Below are 18896 nucleotides of genomic sequence, written 5' to 3'. Positions count from 1 at the left end.
CCCGTCGTTTCCCCTCAATGCTTTTGGGCCAGAATGAGTGAACGGCGCAAGGCTGTCAATAATAAATAAGAGTGATTTAATTATTGACAGCGCCTTCGGTCTGGTGTCTGTTGAACCGGCGTCCACGCTGGGAGAAGTTCGTTGGATGCGCCGTAGATGCCGGTTGGCCGGCATCCGGAATGGTTCCACTGGGAGGAAGATCGTGACCAATACAAAACTGTTGAAATCGACCGTGTTTGCCGCCGCTGCCCTGGGTCTGATGGCGTTTGCGTCGTCCGCATCCGCGGCCGGTGTTGGCGCTTGCCTGATCACCAAGACCGACACCAACCCCTTCTTCGTCAAGATGAAGGAAGGTGCGACCGCAAAGGCCAAGGAACTCGGCGTCGACCTCAAGACCTACGCCGGCAAGATCGACGGCGACAGCGAGAGCCAGGTGGCGGCGATCGAAAGCTGCATTGCCGACGGCGCCAAGGGCATCCTGATCACCGCATCCGACACCAAAGGCATCGTGCCGACCGTGAAGAAGGCGCGTGACGCCGGCCTGCTGGTGATCGCGCTCGACACGCCGCTTGATCCGATCGACGCGGCCGATGCCACCTTCGCCACCGACAATCTCGAGGCCGGCAAGCTGATCGGCGCCTGGGCCGCCGCCACCCTCGGCGACAAGGCCAAGGACGCCAAGATCGGCTTCCTCGACCTGACGCCGTCGCAGCCGACCGTGGACGTGCTGCGCGATCAGGGCTTCATGATGGGCTACGGCATCGACGTGAAGGACCCCAACAAGATCGGCGACGAGACCGATCCGCGCATCGTTGGCCACGACGTCACCAACGGCAATGAGGAGGGCGGCCGCAAGGCGATGGAGAACCTTCTGCAGAAGGACAACACCATCAACGTCATCCACACCATCAACGAGCCGGCCGCTGTCGGTGCCTACCAGGCGCTCAAGGCCGTGGGTCTTGAAAAGCAGGTGCTGATCGTTTCCGTCGACGGCGGCTGCCCTGGCGTGAAGTCGGTGACCGAAGGTGTCATCGGTGCGACGTCGCAGCAATATCCGCTGCAGATGGCGGCTCTTGGCATTCAGGCGATCGCCGCTTTCGCCAAGGATGGAACGAAGCCCAAGCCGACCGAAGGCAAGAACTTCTTCGATACCGGCGTCAACCTGGTGACCGACAAGCCGGCCAAGGGTGTGAAGTCCATCGACACCAAGGAAGGCCTCGCCAAGTGCTGGGGCTGATGCCGGTCTGACCGGTAATTACCGAACTCGAGCGGTCGGGGCTTGATCCCCGGCCGCTTCGGGTGGACGATGGGTCGCGTGACCGCGAACAATCCCGGCGACAGACCGGAAAGGCGTGGACGGGCGTCGGCGCTAGGCTGACACCTCACGGGGAGGAAACATGGCTCAAGCTCAGGAATTCGAGAAGGTTCTCTCGGGCAGCGACACCAGCGTCGCCGCTTTTGACGAACACAAATCGGCCGTCAAGCGCATCCAGCATTTCCTGCATTCGACGCCGGCCGCTGTGCCGCTGATCGTGCTGGTCCTGTCGATCATCATTTTCGGCATCGCCATCGGCGGACGCTTCTTTTCGTCCTATACGCTGACGCTGATCCTGCAGCAGATCGCCATCGTCGGCATTCTGGGTGCCGCGCAGACACTGGTCATCCTGACCGCCGGCATCGACCTGTCGATTGGCGTCATCATGGTTATTTCCGCCGTCATCATGGGCAATTGCGCGGTCAGCTACGGTATGCCGGCTATTCTCGCCGTGGCGATCGGGCTTGCCGCGGGTGCGGCCTGCGGGCTGCTCAACGGGTTGCTGGTTGCCTATATGAAACTGCCGCCCTTCATCGTGACGCTTGGCACCTGGAACATCGTCATGGCCACGAACTTCATCTATTCCGCCAATGAGACGATCCGCGACACCGACGTCGACACCCAGGCGCCGCTGCTGCATCTGTTCGCCCTGAGCTTCAAGATCGGCACGGCGGTGCTGACGCTCGGCGTCATTGCCACGGTCGTGCTCGTGATGATCCTCTGGTACGTGCTCAATCACACGGCATGGGGCCGCCATGTCTACGCCGTTGGCGATGACCAGGAGGCGGCGAAACTGTCGGGCATCCAGACCAAGAAGGTGCTGATGACGGTCTACACCCTTGCCGGGCTGATCGCCGCTTTCGCCGCCTGGGTCTCCATCGGCCGCAACGGCTCGATCTCGCCTTCGGCCGCCGTCACCGACTACAATCTCCAAGCCATCACCGCGACGGTGATTGGCGGTATTTCCCTGTTCGGCGGGCGCGGCTCGATCCTGGGCACGCTCTTCGGCGCGATGATCGTCGGCGTCGTCTCCATGGGGCTCAACATGCTGGGCGCCGATCCGCAGTGGAAAGTGCTGCTCACCGGTGTGCTGATCATCGGCGCCGTGGCGATCGACCAATGGATCAGAAAGGTTTCGGCATAGTCATGACCCAGGAACCCATCCTTACCGCTCGCGGGCTGGTCAAACGCTATGGCCGCGTCACCGCGCTCGACAATGCCGACTTCGATCTTTATCCCGGCGAAATCCTCGCCGTCATCGGCGACAATGGCGCCGGCAAGTCATCGCTCATCAAGGCGATTTCCGGCGCGGCCGCGCCCGACGAGGGCGAAATCCGACTTGAAGGCAAACCCGTCGCCTTCAAGTCGCCGATGGAAGCCCGCGAAGCCGGCATCGAGACCGTCTATCAGAATCTGGCGCTGTCGCCGGCCCTGTCGATCGCCGACAACATGTTCCTTGGCCGCGAGATCCGCAAACCGGGCTTCCTCGGCCAGTGGCTGCGCATGCTGGACCGCCCGGCGATGGAAAAGCGTGCCCGCGACAAACTCACCGAACTTGGCCTGATGACCATCCAGAACATCAGCCAGGCGGTGGAGACGCTCTCGGGCGGCCAGCGCCAGGGCGTGGCGGTGGCGCGCGCCGCTGCCTTCGGCAGCCGCGTGGTGATCATGGACGAGCCGACGGCTGCCCTCGGCGTCAAGGAGAGCCGCCGCGTGCTCGAACTGATCCTCGACGTCAAGAAGCGCGGCCTGCCGATCGTGCTGATCTCACACAACATGCCGCATGTCTTCGAGGTGGCCGACCGTATCCACATTCACCGCCTGGGCCGTCGCCTGTGCGTCATCGATCCCAAGCAATATACGATGTCCGATGCCGTCGCCTTCATGACCGGAGCAAAGGCACCCCCGGAGGCAGCGCTGGCAGCCTGACCGCCAAGTTGCCGCAGGGGCGCTTCGTTCTGCGATTGTCTAAATCGATTGAACATCCTGAAAGATGCGCTAGCATGGGCTGGGAGGATTGGTGAAAGCCGGTATGATCGGGGCAACAGCACGAGAGGCAGCATGACGCGTGTGATGACATCCGAACCCCTTCCGCCACTGCTCGAAAATCCTGATCCAAAGACGCTCGCAAGGGAAGTCTTGGTGGCCCTCAAATACAGGGTCGGCAAGGACACCACCGTTGCGACCCAGTACGATTGGCTGACGGCCTCGATCAAGGTCGTGCGCGACCGTATCGTCGATCGTTGGATGCAGGCGACGAAAGAGGCCTATGACCAGCAGGAAAAGCGCGTCTATTACCTGTCGCTGGAGTTCCTCATCGGCCGCCTGATGCGCGACGCCTTTTCCAATCTCGGCCTGATGGACAATATGCGCGAGGCGCTGTCGTCGCTCGGCGTCGACCTCGATCTCATCGCGGCGCTCGAACCCGATGCTGCGCTCGGCAATGGTGGCCTTGGCCGGCTCGCCGCCTGCTTCATGGAAAGCATGGCGACCGTCGACATTCCCGCGCATGGCTACGGCATCCGCTACGCCAACGGCATGTTCCGCCAGGAGATTCAAGGAGGCTGGCAGGTCGAACTGCCCGAGACCTGGCTCGATCACGGCAACCCCTGGGAATTCGAACGGCGCGAGCGCTCCTTCGAAGTCGGCTTCGGCGGCTCGGTGGAGTCGATCACCTCAAAGGACGGCCGGCTCGAGCGCCATGTCTGGAAGCCGACCGAGCATGTTCTGGCTGTTGCCTACGACACGCCTGTCGTCGGCTGGCGTGGCAATCGCGTCAACACGCTGCGGCTGTGGTCGGGCATGCCGGTCGATCCGATCCTGCTCGACAAGTTCAACGCCGGCGACCACATAGGCGCGCTGGCTGAAAGCAACAAGGCGGATGCGCTGTCGCGCGTGCTTTATCCCGCTGATTCCCACATGGCCGGGCAGGAGCTCAGGCTGCGGCAGGAGTATTTCTTCTCGACTGCCTCGTTGCAGGACATCGTGCAGCGGCATCTCAGCCAATATGGTGACCTGAAGTCGCTGCCCGACAAGGCGGCGATCCACTTGAACGACACCCATCCGGCGATCGCGGTGCCGGAGTTGATGCGGCTCTTGATGGATGTCCACGGCATGGACTTCGACCTTGCCTGGGACGTCACCAAGCGCACCTTCGGCTACACCAACCACACGCTTCTTCCCGAGGCGCTGGAAAGCTGGCCGGTGCCGCTGTTCGAGCGGCTTTTGCCGCGCCATATGCAGATCGTCTACGCCATCAACGCGCAGGTGCTGCTTGAAGCCCGTGCCACCAACCAGTTTTCCGACGAGCAGATCAGCCGCATCTCGCTGATCCAGGAGAATGGCGACCGCCGCGTGCGCATGGGCAATCTGGCCTTTGTCGGCTCGCACTCGATCAACGGTGTGTCGGCGCTGCACACCGAGCTGATGAAGGAAACGGTGTTCGCCGACCTGCACAAGCTCTATCCAGATCGCATCAACAACAAGACCAACGGCATCACGCCGCGGCGCTGGCTGATCCAGTGCAATCCAGGGCTGACCTCGCTCGCCCGCGAGGCGATCGGCGACCGCTTTCTCGACGACATCGATGCCATCAAAGGGCTCGACGGCTTTGCCGATGACAGCGCGTTCCGGGAGAAGTTCGCCGGCGTCAAGCGGCAGAACAAGGTGCGGCTGGCCAATCTCGTCGCCGACCGGCTCGGCATCAAGGTCGATCCCTCGGCGCTGTTCGACATCCAGGTCAAGCGCATCCACGAATACAAGCGCCAGCTTCTCAACATCCTCGAGGCGATCGCGCTTTACGACCAGATCCGCTCGCATCCCGAGCGCGACTGGATGCCGCGCGTGAAATTCTTTGGCGGCAAGGCGGCGCCCAGCTACCACAACGCCAAGCTGATCATCAAACTCGCCAACGACGTCGCCAGGGTCATCAACCGCGATCCGGCCGTTCGCGGTTTGCTGAAAGTGGTGTTCGTGCCGAACTACAATGTCAGCCTGGCCGAAATCATGATGCCGGCCGCCGACCTGTCCGAGCAGATTTCGACCGCGGGCATGGAAGCATCGGGCACCGGCAACATGAAGTTCGCGCTCAACGGCGCGCTGACCATCGGCACGCTCGACGGCGCCAATGTCGAGATCAAGGAATGTGTCGGCGACGACAACATCTTCATCTTCGGCCTGACCACGGCGGAGGTCGCCGAGCGGCGCGACAATGGCTACAACCCGCGCGCCGTGATCGAGGGGTCCCCCGAACTGGCGCAGGCGGTCGCGGCCGTTTCCTCGGGCGTCTTCTCGCCCGACGATCCCGATCGCTACCGCGACCTGATCAACGGCCTCTACAACAGCGACTGGTTCATGGTCGCCGCCGATTTCGACGCGTACGCCGCCGCTCAACGGGATGTCGACGCTGTCTGGCGCAACAGCCCAGACTGGTATGCGAGAGCAATCCGCAATGTCGCGCGCGTCGGCTGGTTCTCGTCCGATCGTACGATCCGCCAATACGCGAAAGAAATCTGGAACGTGCCTGCCTGATGTGATTGCATGAGGCCACGAACAATGTGGTCCCGGTGATGCGGGTTGAATGCCAACTCACATCACTGGAAAAAAAACCTAGTGCCCTGGGAGGGACACTGCCTGATGAGGAAGCCGCGCGCGACCGCTGCGACAAGCGGGCCGGACGGACTGGCGCCAGCCAGCGATGTTGCGGCGATTGTTGCCGGCACGCATGGGGATCCGTTTGCGGTCCTTGGTGTCCATGAGATCGGCAAGAGCCTGTTTGCCCGTTGCTTCGTTCCGCACGCCGAGACCGTCACCGCCTATACGCTGACCGGCATCGAGGCTGGTGCATTGTCCAGGCGAGACGATGCCGGCTTCTTCGAAGGCAAGCTGTCGATCAAGAAGCGGCAGCCGCTGCGCTACCACGCGCGCAATGCCGGCGGCGACTGGTGGCTGACCGATCCCTATTCTTTCGGCCCGGTGCTCGGGCCTCTGGACGACTACTATATCGCCGAAGGATCGCACCTTAGGCTGTTCGACAAGCTTGGCGCGCATGTCATCGAGCACGAAGGCGCCACCGGCGTGCATTTCGCCGTCTGGGCTCCCAATGCAAAACGCGTCTCGGTGGTCGGCGATTTCAACGACTGGGATGGCCGCCGCCACACGATGCGCGATCGCCGCGACACCGGCATCTGGGAACTGTTCGTGCCCGACATCGGGGCCGGGCGGCCTTACAAATACGAGATCATCGGCCCCGATGGCGTCAGGCTGCCGCTGAAGGCCGATCCTTTTGCGTTCAAGTCCGAATTGCGTCCGGCCACGGCTTCGGTTGTTGCCGTGCCGCCGGCGCATGAGTGGGGCGATGAGGCGCACCGCAATTTCTGGCGCAATGCCGATCACCGCCGCGAAGCCATCTCGATCTACGAAGTCCACGCCGGGTCCTGGCAGCTTCGCGACGATGGTACGTTCCTGTCATGGGATGAACTGGCCGACCGGCTGATCCCCTATGCGGTCGAGACCGGCTTCACCCACATCGAGTTCATGCCGATCTCCGAACATCCCTATGACCCGTCATGGGGTTATCAGACAACTGGTCTTTATGCGCCGTCGGCCCGCTTCGGCGATCCGGACGGCTTTGCCCGTTTCGTCGATGGTGCACACCGCGCCGGCGTCGGCGTCATCCTCGACTGGGTGCCGGCGCATTTCCCGGTCGACGCGCATGGCCTGGCCCATTTCGACGGCACCGCGCTCTACGAACATGCCGATCCGCGCAAGGGCTTCCACCCCGACTGGAACACCGCGATCTACAATTTCGGCCGCCGCGAGGTGATATCGTTCCTGGTCAACAACGCACTGTTCTGGGCCGAGAAATATCATGTCGACGGTTTGCGCGTCGATGCGGTCGCCTCGATGCTCTACCTCGACTATTCGCGCAAGGCCGGCGAATGGATCCCCAACGAGAAGGGCGGCCGCGAGAACCTCGAAGCGGTCAGCTTCCTGCAGAAGATGAACAAGGAGGTCTACGGCCACCATCCCGGCGTCATGACCATCGCCGAGGAATCGACCTCATGGCCGAAGGTCTCGGCGCCGGTGCATGAAGGCGGGCTGGGCTTCGGCTTCAAGTGGAACATGGGCTTCATGCACGACACGCTGGAGTATTTTGCCAAGGAGCCGATTTTCCGCAAGCACCACCACAACGACCTGACCTTCGGCCTGACCTACGCCTTCTCGGAGAATTTCGTGCTGCCGCTCTCGCATGACGAGGTCGTGCACGGCAAAGGCACGCTGCTGGGCAAGATGGCCGGCGACGACTGGCAGAAATTCGCGACCTTGCGGGCCTATTACGGCTTCATGTGGGGTTATCCCGGCAAGAAGCTGCTGTTCATGGGCCAGGAGTTCGCGCAGCGCCGCGAATGGAGCGAGGCGCGTGCGCTCGACTGGAACCTGCTTGATTTCCGCCCGCATCGCGGCGTCTGGCAGACGGTGCGCGATCTCAACTATCTCTATCGTTCGCGCCCGGCGTTGCACGGCCGCGATTGCGAGCCGGAAGGCTTTTCCTGGCTGATCGTCGATGACAGCCAGAATTCGGTTTTTGCCTGGGTGCGCAACGCGCCGGGTGGCAGCCCGGTGGCCGTCATCTCCAACTTCACACCGGTGCCGCGCGACAATTATCGCGTACCGTTGCCGAAGGCCGGCAAGTGGCGCGAGATCATCAACACAGACGCATCCGAATATGGCGGCTCCGGCATGGGCAATGGCGGCATGGTCGAGGCGAGGGCGGAGGGCAAGAGCATCTCGGCAACGATGATTCTGCCGCCGCTGTCGACGATCATGCTTGAATTCGTTGCCGACTGAGCCCGTCGAGGCCGAGGTAACAGGGCGAGACTTGAGTAACTTGGGAGGGTAGAAATGGCAGACTTGAAACGGACCCAGCCGCTGGCACGCGATGCCATGGCCTATGTATTGGCCGGCGGCCGTGGCAGCCGCCTCAAGGAACTGACGGACCGTCGCGCCAAGCCGGCGGTCTATTTCGGCGGCAAGACGCGCATCATCGATTTCGCGCTCTCCAACGCGCTGAACTCGGGTATCCGCCGCCTCGGTGTCGCCACCCAGTACAAGGCGCACTCGCTGATCCGCCATCTGCAGCGCGGCTGGAACTTCCTGCGGCCTGAACGAAACGAAAGCTTCGACATCCTCCCGGCCAGCCAGCGCGTCTCGGAAACGCAGTGGTATGAAGGCACGGCCGACGCTGTCTATCAGAACATCGACATCATCGAGGCCTATGGCCCGGAATACATGGTCATCCTGGCCGGCGACCACATCTACAAGATGGATTACGAGCTGATGCTTCGCCAGCACGTCGACGCCAATGCCGACGTCACCGTCGGCTGCCTCGAAGTGCCGCGCATGGAAGCGACCGGTTTCGGCGTCATGCATGTCGACGGCAAGGACAACATCATCGCCTTCGTCGAAAAGCCGGCCGATCCGCCCGGTATTCCCGACAAGCCTGAGTTTGCCCTGGCCTCGATGGGCATCTACGTCTTCAAGACCAAGTTCCTGATGGAACAATTGCGCCGCGATGCCGCCGAGCCCGGTTCGAGCCGTGACTTCGGCAAGGACATCATCCCCTATATCGTCCAGCACGGGAAGGCGATCGCCCACCGTTTCGCCAAGTCCTGTGTCCGCTCGACGATGGAAAACGAGGCCTACTGGCGCGATGTCGGCACCGTCGACGCCTATTGGGAAGCCAATATCGACCTGACCGATATCACCCCGGAACTCGATCTCTACGACCGCGACTGGCCGATCTGGACCTACGCCGAGTTGAAGCCGCCGGCAAAGTTCGTCCATGACGAGGACGGCAGGCGCGGCTCGGCCGTGTCCTCGCTCGTCTCGGGCGATTGCATCGTTTCGGGCGCATCGCTGAAACGCAGCCTGATCTTCACCGGCGCGCGCATCAATTCCTATTCGACGCTGGAAGAAGTCGTCATGCTGCCCGACGTTCATGTCGGCCGGAACGCAAAGTTGAAGCGCGTCGTCATCGACCATGGTGTTAGGATACCGGAAGGGCTGGTCGTCGGCGAAGACCCCGCTCTCGACGCCAAGCGTTTTCGTGTTTCCGAAAAGGGCATCTGCCTGGTCACCCAGGACATGATCGACAAGCTGAAACTCTAGAGCAATTCCACGCGAATTGCTTAGAAACAAAGAATTGGACAGGATCGGACCATAAACGCATGCAGGTTCTGTCGGTCACGCCCGAGATATTCCCGCTGATCAAGACCGGCGGGCTTGCCGACGTGACCGGCGCGCTGCCCATCGCGCTCGCCGCCAAGGGCGTGACGATGCGCACGCTCATTCCCGGCTTTCCCGTGGTGATGGATGCCTTCAAGAAAAAGAAGGCCGTCTACCAATATCCGCTGCTGCAGGGCGGCAAGGCTTCGGTCCACGCCGCCCAGATTGCCGGGCTCGAGCTGTTCGTGCTCGACGCGCCGCATCTGTTCGACCGCCCCGGTGGCCCCTACGGCAATGCTGCGGGCGCGGACTGGCCGGACAATTGGCGGCGCTTCGCGGCACTCAGCCAGGTCGGCGGTGACATCGCCGGCGGCGCCATCTCCGGCTACCAGCCTGATATCGTCCACGCCCATGACTGGCAGTCGGCGATGACGCTGGCCTATATGCGCTACGGCAAGGCGGTCGGCGTCCCGTCGATGATGACGGTCCACAATCTTGCTTTCCAAGGCCAGTTCGGCGCCGGTATCTTCGGCGAACTCGGTCTGCCGGCGGTGGCAATGGCGCTCGACGGCGTCGAATATTATGGCGGCGTCGGCTTCCTCAAGGCTGGCCTGCAGGCGGCCTGGGCGATCACCACGGTGAGCCCAACCTATGCGCAGGAAATCTGCTCGCCGGAATTCGGCATGGGTCTCGACGGCCTCATCAACATGCGCTCCAGTGACCTCTACGGCATCGTCAACGGCATCGACACCGCCATCTGGGATCCGCAAACCGACAAGCATCTGGTGTCGAACTATACAGCCGCCACGCTCAAGGCACGGGCACCGAACCGGGCAGCCGTGGAGGAGCGCTTCGGCCTCGACCGCGACGACAGCCCGATCGTCTGCGTCATCAGCCGGCTGACCTGGCAGAAGGGCATGGACATATTGGCCACCGTGGTCGACGGCATCGTCGCGACCGGTGCACGCCTGGCCATATTGGGCTCAGGCGATGCAGGACTGGAAGGCGCGCTGCTTGCTGCTGCTGCACGCCATCGCGGCCGCATCGGCGTGGTCGTCGGCTATGATGAGGGGCTGTCGCACACCATGCAGGGCGGCTGCGACGCCATCATTATCCCGTCGCGCTTCGAACCCTGTGGACTGACCCAGCTATACGGTCTGCGCTATGGCTGCGTGCCGATCGTTGCCCGCACCGGCGGCCTGGCGGACACGGTCATCGATGCCAATGAGGCCGCAGTTTCTGCTGGCGTCGCCACCGGCTTTCAGTTCGCGCCCAACAATGGCATTGCCATGCTGCACGCCATCCGCCGTCTCGTCGACGCACATGCCAATCCGGTGATCTGGGAATCGCTGCAGCGCCAGGGCATGAAGGCCGATGTGTCATGGGACAAGAGCGCGGAAAAATATGTCGAACTCTATCGCCTGCTGCTTTCGAAAAGGGTTGCCTGAAGCATGATACGGACCGTTCCCACCAAACCCTATTTAGACCAGAAGCCCGGCACGTCGGGACTGCGCAAGAAGGTGCCTGTGTTCCAGCAGGAGCATTATGCCGAGAATTTCATCCAGTCGATCTTCGATGCGCTCGACGGCTTCAAGGGCAAGACGCTGGTGATCGGCGGCGACGGCCGCTTCTACAACCGCGAGGTTATCCAGAAGGCGATCGCCATGGCCGCCGCCAACGGCTTCGGCAAGGTGATGGTCGGGCAGGGCGGCATATTGTCGACGCCCGCCGCCTCGCATGTCATCCGCAAATACAAGACCTTCGGCGGCATCATCCTGTCGGCAAGCCACAATCCCGGCGGCCCGCATGAGGATTTCGGCATCAAGTACAATGCCGGCAATGGCGGCCCGGCGCCGGAAAAGCTGACCGACGCGATCTTCGAAAAAACCAAGGCGATTGCGAGCTTCAAGACCGCAGACATCGATCCGATCGACATCGACACGATTGGCACCGTTAAGGCCGCAGGCATGACGGTCGAGATCATCGATCCGGTCGCCGACTATGCCGAGCTGATGGAAAGCCTGTTCGACTTCGACGCGCTGCGCAAACTGTTCAAGTCGGGCTTCCGCATGCGCTTCGACGCCATGCACGCGGTGACTGGTCCCTACGCCAAGGAAATCCTCGAAAACCGCCTCGGTGCGCCCAACGGCACCTGCCGCAACTTCAAGCCGCTGCCGGATTTCGGTGGCCATCATCCGGATCCGAACCTGGTGCACGCCAAGCATCTCTATGACGAGATGATGGGACCGGATGCGCCGGATTTCGGTGCCGCTTCCGACGGCGACGGCGACCGCAATCTGATCATCGGCAAGGGCATTTTCGTCACCCCGTCGGATTCGGTGGCGATGCTTGCCGCCAATGCCCGCCTGGCGCCCGGCTACAAGGACGGGCTGAAGGGCATCGCCCGTTCGATGCCGACCAGTGGTGCCGCCGACCGCGTCGCCGAAAAACTCGGCATCGGCATCTATGAAACGCCGACCGGCTGGAAGTTCTTCGGCAATCTGCTCGATGCCGGCATGGCGACGATCTGCGGCGAGGAGAGTGCCGGCACCGGCTCCAACCATGTGCGTGAGAAGGATGGACTGTGGGCCGTGCTGTTGTGGCTCAACATCCTTGCGGCGCGCGGCGAAAGCTGCAAGCAGGTCGTCACCGAGCACTGGGCGGCCTATGGGCGCAACTATTATTCGCGCCACGATTATGAGGAGGTCGAGAGCGACCGCGCCAACGCGCTGGTCGACGAACTCAGGGCCAAGCTCGGCTCTTTGCCCGGCACCAGCGTACGCGGCCTGAAGATCGCCAAGGCCGACGATTTTGCCTATCACGACCCGGTCGACGGCTCGACCAGCGAGCATCAGGGTATCAGGGTGCTGTTCGAAGGCGGCTCGCGCGTCGTCTTTCGGCTTTCCGGCACCGGCACGTCGGGCGCGACGCTGCGCGTCTATATCGAGCGTTACGAGCCGGACAAGGCGAGGCACGATCTCGACACCCAGGTCGCACTCGCCGACCTCATCGCCGCCGCCGACGACATTGCAGGCATCAAGAGCCACACCGGCCGCAACAAGCCGAGCGTGATTACTTGAGGGTGGTGGTGGCGGCTTTTCCTTCTCCCCTTGTGGGAGAAGGTGGCCGAGCGAAGCTCGGTCGGATGAGGGGTGCTCCAGCTTGGCGCGCTCTTCGATCCAGATTGCCAACGCCTCGTTCCGTCACGCACCCCTCATCCGTCTCGGCGCTGCGCGCCGATCCACCTTCTCCCACAAGGGGAGAAGGGAAGGCGCACCCGTGACCCAACTCGGCGCCGCCATCACCCCCCAAGGCATCCGCTTCGCCGCATGGTCCTCGTCGGCCCGCCGCCTCTGGGTTTCGATGTTCGACGAGCAGGGAAATCGCGAACTCGACCGGTTGGAACTGAAGCCGGAAGGCAACGGCGTCCATGCGCTCTTCGTCTCCGGCCTTGCCGCCGGCACCCGTTACGGCTTCCGTGCCGATGGCGACTATGCGCCCGAGCGCGGGCTGTGGTTCGATCCAGACAAGCTGCTGAGCGATCCCTACGCCGTCGAAATCGACCGGCCCTATGCCTATCACTGGCGGCTCGCCGCGCGGCGCAATGAGGGTGCCGACACCGCGCCGCTGATGCCAAAGACCGTGGCAAAGGCCTTGCCCGTTGCGGCGTCTGTGCTACCGCCGCTGTTTCGCCCGGGCGGCCTGATCTATGAGCTGAATGTCCGCGCGTTCACCAAGCTGCATCCGGACATTCCGGAAGCGCAGCGCGGCACGATCGCGGCACTTGCTCATCCTGTCATCATCGAGCATCTCAAAAAGCTCGGCGTGTCAGCCGTCGAACTGATGCCGGTGACGGCGTCGATCGACGAGCGGCATCTGCCGCCGCTGGGCCTGAGCAATGCCTGGGGCTACAATCCCGTCACCTTCATGGCGCTCGACCCGCGCCTGGCCCCCGGTGGGCTGGCGGAATTGCGCGACACGGTCGCCGCGCTGCGTCAGGCCGGCATCGGCACCATCCTCGATCTCGTCTTCAACCACACAGGCGAAAGCGACCGGCTGGGGCCGACGCTGTCGCTGCGCGGCCTCGACAATCAGGCCTACTACCGGCATCTGCCGGATGGCAGGCTGGTCAATGACACCGGCACCGGCAACACGGTCGCCTGCGATCAACCGGTGGTGCGAGACATGGTGCTCGACACGCTTCGCCACTTTGTCCGCCATGCCGGCGTCGACGGCTTCCGCTTCGATCTGGCGCCGGTGCTGGGCCGCGTCGAAGGAGCATTCGATACCCAGGCGCCGTTGTTGAAGGCGATGCACGAGGATACGCTGCTGGCCGATCGCGTCTTGATCGCCGAGCCCTGGGACATCGGGCCGGATGGCTACCAGCTTGGCAATTTTCAGCCGCCCTTTCTCGAGTGGAACGATAGATATCGCGACGATGCCAGACGTTTCTGGCGCGGCGATGCCGGCGCGGTGGGAGTGTTGGCGACGCGGCTTGCCGGCTCGTCCGACGTGTTTGCCAAGGCAGGTCAACCGGCCAGCCGCACGGTCAATTTCATCGCCGCCCATGATGGCATGACGCTGGCCGACATCGTCCGCTACGAGCGCAAGCACAACGAAGCCAATGGCGAGCAGAACCGCGACGGCCACAATGAGAACCTGTCGTGGAACAACGGCGTCGAGGGCGATGCGGACAGTGCGGCGATCATCCGCGACCGCTTCGACGACCAGTGCGCGTTGCTTGCCACGCTGTTTGCCTCGCGCGGCACCATCATGCTGACCGCAGGCGACGAGTTCGGCCGCACCCAGAAGGGAAACAACAACGCCTATGCGCAGGACAACGCCATCACCTGGCTCGATTGGGCAGGCCGCGACCAGGCGCTGGAGCGCTACGCATCGGCGCTCGGCATGCTTCGTCGTGCCGTCCCCGCTCTGTCGGACACGCATTTCCTGACAGGAGAGCCGACCGAGGCTTCTGGCATCGCCGACGTCGCCTGGTTGACCGAGACCGGCATGCCGCTTGCCGAGACGGACTGGAACGACCCCGCCCGGCACCGCCTCGTCATGCTGCTCGGCGATGCCGGCGGCGGCCGCCTTGCCGTCATCGTCAACGGCGATCGTCGCCAATGCGTCTTCACCTTGCCCGCGCGGGAAGGGTGCCGATGGCAGCCGGTGATCGACACGCAGCCGATCGACCTTGCGCGACCACTGCCGGGTCGCAGCGTCCATTTCATGATCGAAGGTCGGGCCGCAAAGGGCCGCGCCGGGAAGGGTTCGTAATGGCCGATAACAATGCCAGCCCTTGGGCCGACCCGGGGGCGGAGCAGCGGACCGAATGGTGGCGCGGCTGCGTCATCTATCAAGTCTATCCGCGCTCCTTCCAGGACACGACCGGCGACGGCAGCGGCGATCTCAAGGGGATCACGGCAAGGCTAGCCCACATCGCCTCGCTCGGCGTCGATGCCGTCTGGCTGTCGCCCTTTTTCAAGTCGCCGATGGCCGACATGGGCTATGACGTGTCGGACTATCGCGACGTCGATCCGATGTTCGGTTCGTTGGAGGATTTCGACGCTCTGGTCGCCGAGGCGCACCGGCTCGGTCTGAAGATCGTCATCGACCAGGTGCTGTCGCACTCATCCGACAAGCACGAATGGTTCATCGAAAGCCGCGCCAGCCGCGACAATCCCAAGGCTGACTGGTACGTCTGGGCCGATACGAAGCCCGATGCCAATGCGCCCAACAACTGGCTGTCCGTCTTCGGTGGCCCGTCCTGGGAGTGGGATTCGACGCGCCGCCAATATTACATGCACAATTTCCTCGCCTCGCAGCCCGATCTGAATTTCCACAATCCGGAGGTCCAGGATGCGCTGCTGGACACGGTGCGCTTCTGGCTCGAGCGTGGCGTCGACGGTTTCCGGCTCGACACCGTCAATTACTATGTCCACGACCGCTGGCTGCGCAGCAACCCGCCTTTGGCGTCGAGCGTCGCCGGCACCAATGGCGAGACCAACACCTACCTTTACCAGGAGCATCTGTTCGACAAGACGCAGCCGGAAAACCTGGCCTTCCTCAGGCGCTTCCGAGCGCTGCTCGACGAGTATCAGGACCGCGCCGCCGTCGGCGAAATCGGCGATGAGGGCCGCTCGCTGCAGACGCTGGCCGCCTACACCTCCGGCGGCGACAAGCTGCATATGTGCTACACCTTCGACTTGCTCGGTCCACAATTTTCGGCGGCGCATGTGCGCGGCTGTGTCGAGGCCTTCGAAGATGCGGTCGCCGACGGCTGGGTCTGCTGGGCGTTTTCCAACCATGACGTGGTGCGCCATGTCAGCCGCTGGACAAGGCCGGACGGCGATGCCGACGCGGTGGCCAAATTCTCGATCATGCTGCTCGCTTGCCTGCGCGGCTCGATCTGCCTCTATCAGGGCGAGGAACTCGGCCTGGAGGAGGCGGAGCTCGCCTATGAGGATCTGCGCGATCCGGTCGGCATCCGCTTCTGGCCGGGCGTGAAGGGGAGGGATGGCTGCCGCACGCCGATGGTTTGGGAGGCCGGCGCCGACAATGCGGGTTTCTCAACGGGCAAGCCCTGGCTGCCGGTTCCCACCAGCCATCGCGCCCGCGCCGCCGATCTACAGAACGGCGACGAGCAATCGGTGCTGACCGCCTACCGTTCAACCCTCGCCTTGCGCAGGCGCCATCCAGCGCTGGTCAGCGGTTCGATCCGCTTTCTCGATGCCGAGGGCGACGTGCTCGCCTTCATCCGCGAAGGCGGCGGGCAGACGCTGCTCTGTGTCTTCAATTTCGCTGGAGAGCCGGCGAATTGGCCGTTGCCCGGGGATATCGGAGCTGTCGCGCCTGTCCTGGATGGCGGCGCTGTTGTCGAGGAAGAGGCGCTCTCGCTGCCGGCTCTCGGTTGCTTCCTTGGTCGGCTCTACTGAACCAGCACGGCGCGTCCGCAGGTCGCCCCGGTGACACGCACGTCGGCCTGGCCGACACCGACACCCAGGGCGGACAGCACATTGTAGAGCAAGTCGTCGACGGGCGCCGTCACGGTGTTGAGCAGGGTCACCACTGCGGGTTTGACCGTTCCGAGCAGGGCGGTGAGATCGATGCCGAGACCAAGCAGGTTGGCCGAAAGCGACAGGTTGTTGACCAGCGACGTGGTGAGCGACTGCGAGATGTTGCGCGTCGAAACGGTCTTGATCGTCTTGTTGGCGATATCTGTCGCATTGAAGGTCAGGGTCTGCGGGCTGTTGTTGGTGATCGCGGTCGCGGCAGAACCCATCACCTGGATCAGCGGGATGTTGATCAGCAGCAGATGGAGGCTCACATCGGCGATCTCGGCGTCGGTGAAGGTCTGCGGCTGGCTGAAATCGGCGAAGCCGGAGGGATTGTTGCTGTTAGCCAGGTTCAGCTGGGCAATACCCGGGTGCGCGGCGATGGAAACGCTGATGCTGGAAGGGCCTGTCGGGCAGGTGATGTCGGTCAGCTTCGCTTCGGCGTAGGCAACTTCCACATTGAGCGGCAGATTGACGGCCAGCAGGCTGATGCCGCCGCCGAGGCCGGGCGTGCCGACACCGACGGAGGCTGTCAGCTTGATGCGCGTCTGGGCAGTCCGCACGACAGTGCCAATGCCATCGATCGCCAGCCAGGGCGAGGATTGCGCCGGCTGGCCGATGGCGATGCTGAGCTGGGTGTTGAGCAGCCCCGGGATGGTGGCGCCGAGATTGACCGCGGCCTGGTTGGTGCCGTTCGCGAGCACGGCAGCGGCGGTCAGCATCCCCATGGCGCTTGCGTCGACGCCGAGGCCGGACGGCTGTTGCCCGAGACCCAGGCTGCCGACGGAACCGAGGTCGACAAGACTGCTGAGCGGGATCTTGACCGTGCTGGTCGACTTGGAGGCGATGGTCTGCAGGGCGCCCTTGGCCGTATTGCCGAGGCCGGGAACGTTGGCCATGGCGGTGGCGATCTGGCCGACGGTCGCCTTCGAGGCCAGCACGTCCGAATAGGTGCCGGCCGTGATGTTCAGTTGTGTGGCGAGCGCATTGATGAAGGAAAGCACGCTGACATCAGCCGAGATCAGCCCGTTATAGTCCATGACGCTGAGCGAGATGTTGCCGCCGAGAAGTCCGCTCAGAAGAGCGTTGAGGATGCCGCCATTGACGCTGAGCAGTCTCGATCCGACCGAGAATGTCGCCTGCGGCGTCATGCTGGCCGTGGCCTGGGTACCGATAACCGGACTGGGGATGATGGAGCTCGCGAAATAGCGGGCGGGGATTTTCGTCAGCGTGACACGCACAGCATTGTAAGGTGTCACGCCCGCCTGGAAGCGCTGGGTGACATTGGTGGTCGTTGAGGCATATCGGCCTTGCGTGACCGTCACCACCGTTTTCCCGACGGCTGGGGGAATGGTCTGGCCCGAAGCTTGAACGACGACACCTGGCATGCCGTTGTCGGTGAGCGTGGTGACGACCGCCGTGTTGACATTGGTGATGTTCGAGGCGGCGGTGATCGCCGCCAGGTCGACCATCGCCTGAGCTTGCCGGCGCTCGGCGTAGATGGAGGCCTCGTCTATGGCCACCGCGGCCAGCGCCAGCGCGACCGGCGCGCTCAGTGCGGTCATGACGGCGAAGTTCGCCTTCCTGTCTCCCAGCATCGACCGTGCAAGCCGGCCGATGCCCTTGCCCGCACGCTGCAGCATTTAGATACCCCCGACCCTGATGGTTGACTGACGCTTGATGGTGGTCCCCGGCATGGCTATGCCCGGGAAGAGATTCCAGATCGGCAGGTTGCGGGCATCGTACGAGATGGACACCACGAACTGGCTTCCATCGGCCACGCTGTCATTGGCCTGGTAGGTCAGTTTGCTGGCGTCCACGAAGGGGTAGCCACTGGCGTTGTTGGTGAGGAAGGCAGCCACGAGGGTCTGCCGCTCGGTCTGGTTCAAGCCGGCTATGGCCGTCCGCGCGGCATCCGCCGCGATCTGCTGGATCGAGTTGGCAGCGCCAAAATAGATGCCATACGCAACCATTCCGAGTAGAAGAAGGATAAAAAGCGGCGACAGCAGAGCGAACTCGACCGCTGAAGTTCCCGAATTGTCTGTTCGGAACGCGCGTCTTCGGACCCTGGAAATGAGGTTCTGAACCATGCTGCCAACATGCCAAAGTTCGCATGCAGAAAGCGAAAACTCCAGGTACAACCTGAGGATGCGCGCGATTGAAAGCGCCGCTCTAATTTAGCCGTTGCTTCTTCGATTCTGAGGATTGACTTAGGGTCAATCAGTACTCGGTTGAAAAGAGCTTACCTCCTGTCTAGTCTCCTGCCACCAGCTGCCGGAGGGAACCGGCGGCGCGCT

12 protein-coding genes are annotated in these 18896 nt (G+C 63.0%); 10 read left to right on the top strand and 2 right to left on the bottom strand.

Going from position 1 to position 18896, the window contains the following annotated elements; translation table 11 throughout:
- The first annotated feature begins 259 nt into the window (after positions 1-259).
- The 10 genes from DBIPINDM_RS05860 (at position 260) to DBIPINDM_RS05815 (ending at position 16479) form a co-directional block, all read left to right on the top strand.
- On the top strand, positions 260-1237 hold the full coding sequence (locus DBIPINDM_RS05860) for a sugar ABC transporter substrate-binding protein (protein ID WP_409371715.1): 978 nt from the start codon (positions 260-262) through the stop codon (positions 1235-1237).
- 160 nt (positions 1238-1397) lie between these two features.
- The gene (locus DBIPINDM_RS05855; protein WP_258584846.1) at positions 1398-2459 is read left to right on the top strand and encodes an ABC transporter permease; all 1062 of its coding nucleotides are present in this window, start codon (positions 1398-1400) and stop codon (positions 2457-2459) included.
- A 2-nt stretch (positions 2460-2461) separates the two neighbouring features.
- On the top strand, positions 2462-3244 hold the full coding sequence (locus DBIPINDM_RS05850; RefSeq protein WP_027034295.1) for an ATP-binding cassette domain-containing protein: 783 nt from the start codon (positions 2462-2464) through the stop codon (positions 3242-3244).
- A gap of 132 nt (positions 3245-3376) precedes the next feature.
- Positions 3377-5845 (top strand): glycogen/starch/alpha-glucan phosphorylase, encoded by a 2469-nt coding sequence (locus tag DBIPINDM_RS05845; protein ID WP_258584845.1) that lies wholly within the window; start codon positions 3377-3379, stop codon positions 5843-5845.
- A 105-nt stretch (positions 5846-5950) separates the two neighbouring features.
- Positions 5951-8164 (top strand): 1,4-alpha-glucan branching protein GlgB, encoded by a 2214-nt coding sequence (gene glgB, locus DBIPINDM_RS05840; RefSeq protein WP_258584844.1) that lies wholly within the window; start codon positions 5951-5953, stop codon positions 8162-8164.
- Positions 8165-8218: 54 nt separating this feature from the next.
- Complete coding sequence (glgC, locus tag DBIPINDM_RS05835) at positions 8219-9484, top strand: glucose-1-phosphate adenylyltransferase (RefSeq protein WP_258584843.1); 1266 nt, start codon at positions 8219-8221, stop codon at positions 9482-9484.
- A gap of 59 nt (positions 9485-9543) precedes the next feature.
- Positions 9544-10989 carry a glycogen synthase GlgA gene (gene glgA / locus DBIPINDM_RS05830; RefSeq protein WP_258584842.1) on the top strand — a complete coding sequence of 482 codons (1446 nt, stop codon included), beginning with the start codon at positions 9544-9546 and terminating at the stop codon, positions 10987-10989.
- Between the two features lie 3 nt (positions 10990-10992).
- Positions 10993-12621, top strand: coding sequence for an alpha-D-glucose phosphate-specific phosphoglucomutase (locus tag DBIPINDM_RS05825; protein ID WP_258584841.1), 1629 nt, complete (start codon positions 10993-10995; stop codon positions 12619-12621).
- Positions 12622-12820: 199 nt separating this feature from the next.
- Positions 12821-14821 carry a glycogen debranching protein GlgX gene (gene glgX / locus DBIPINDM_RS05820; protein WP_258584840.1) on the top strand — a complete coding sequence of 667 codons (2001 nt, stop codon included), beginning with the start codon at positions 12821-12823 and terminating at the stop codon, positions 14819-14821.
- The gene (locus tag DBIPINDM_RS05815; RefSeq protein ID WP_258584839.1) at positions 14821-16479 is read left to right on the top strand and encodes an alpha-glucosidase family protein; all 1659 of its coding nucleotides are present in this window, start codon (positions 14821-14823) and stop codon (positions 16477-16479) included. Before glgX ends, DBIPINDM_RS05815 begins: the two co-directional genes overlap by 1 nt.
- On the opposite strand, the gene DBIPINDM_RS05810 is transcribed toward DBIPINDM_RS05815, so the two are convergent.
- On the bottom strand, positions 16473-18242 hold the full coding sequence (locus DBIPINDM_RS05810) for a TadG family pilus assembly protein (RefSeq protein WP_258584838.1): 1770 nt from the start codon (positions 18240-18242) through the stop codon (positions 16473-16475). The two genes, DBIPINDM_RS05815 and DBIPINDM_RS05810, sit on opposite strands and share 7 nt — an antisense overlap.
- Positions 18243-18689 (bottom strand): TadE/TadG family type IV pilus assembly protein, encoded by a 447-nt coding sequence (locus DBIPINDM_RS05805; RefSeq protein WP_258584837.1) that lies wholly within the window; start codon positions 18687-18689, stop codon positions 18243-18245.
- Between the last annotated feature and the right edge of the window lie 207 nt (positions 18690-18896).

Origin of the sequence: Mesorhizobium sp. AR02 (assembly GCF_024746835.1) — a bacterium.
GTDB lineage: Bacteria > Pseudomonadota > Alphaproteobacteria > Rhizobiales > Rhizobiaceae > Mesorhizobium.
Note: the sequence above shows the minus strand (reverse complement) of the source record. Positions and strands in the feature narration are given on the sequence as shown.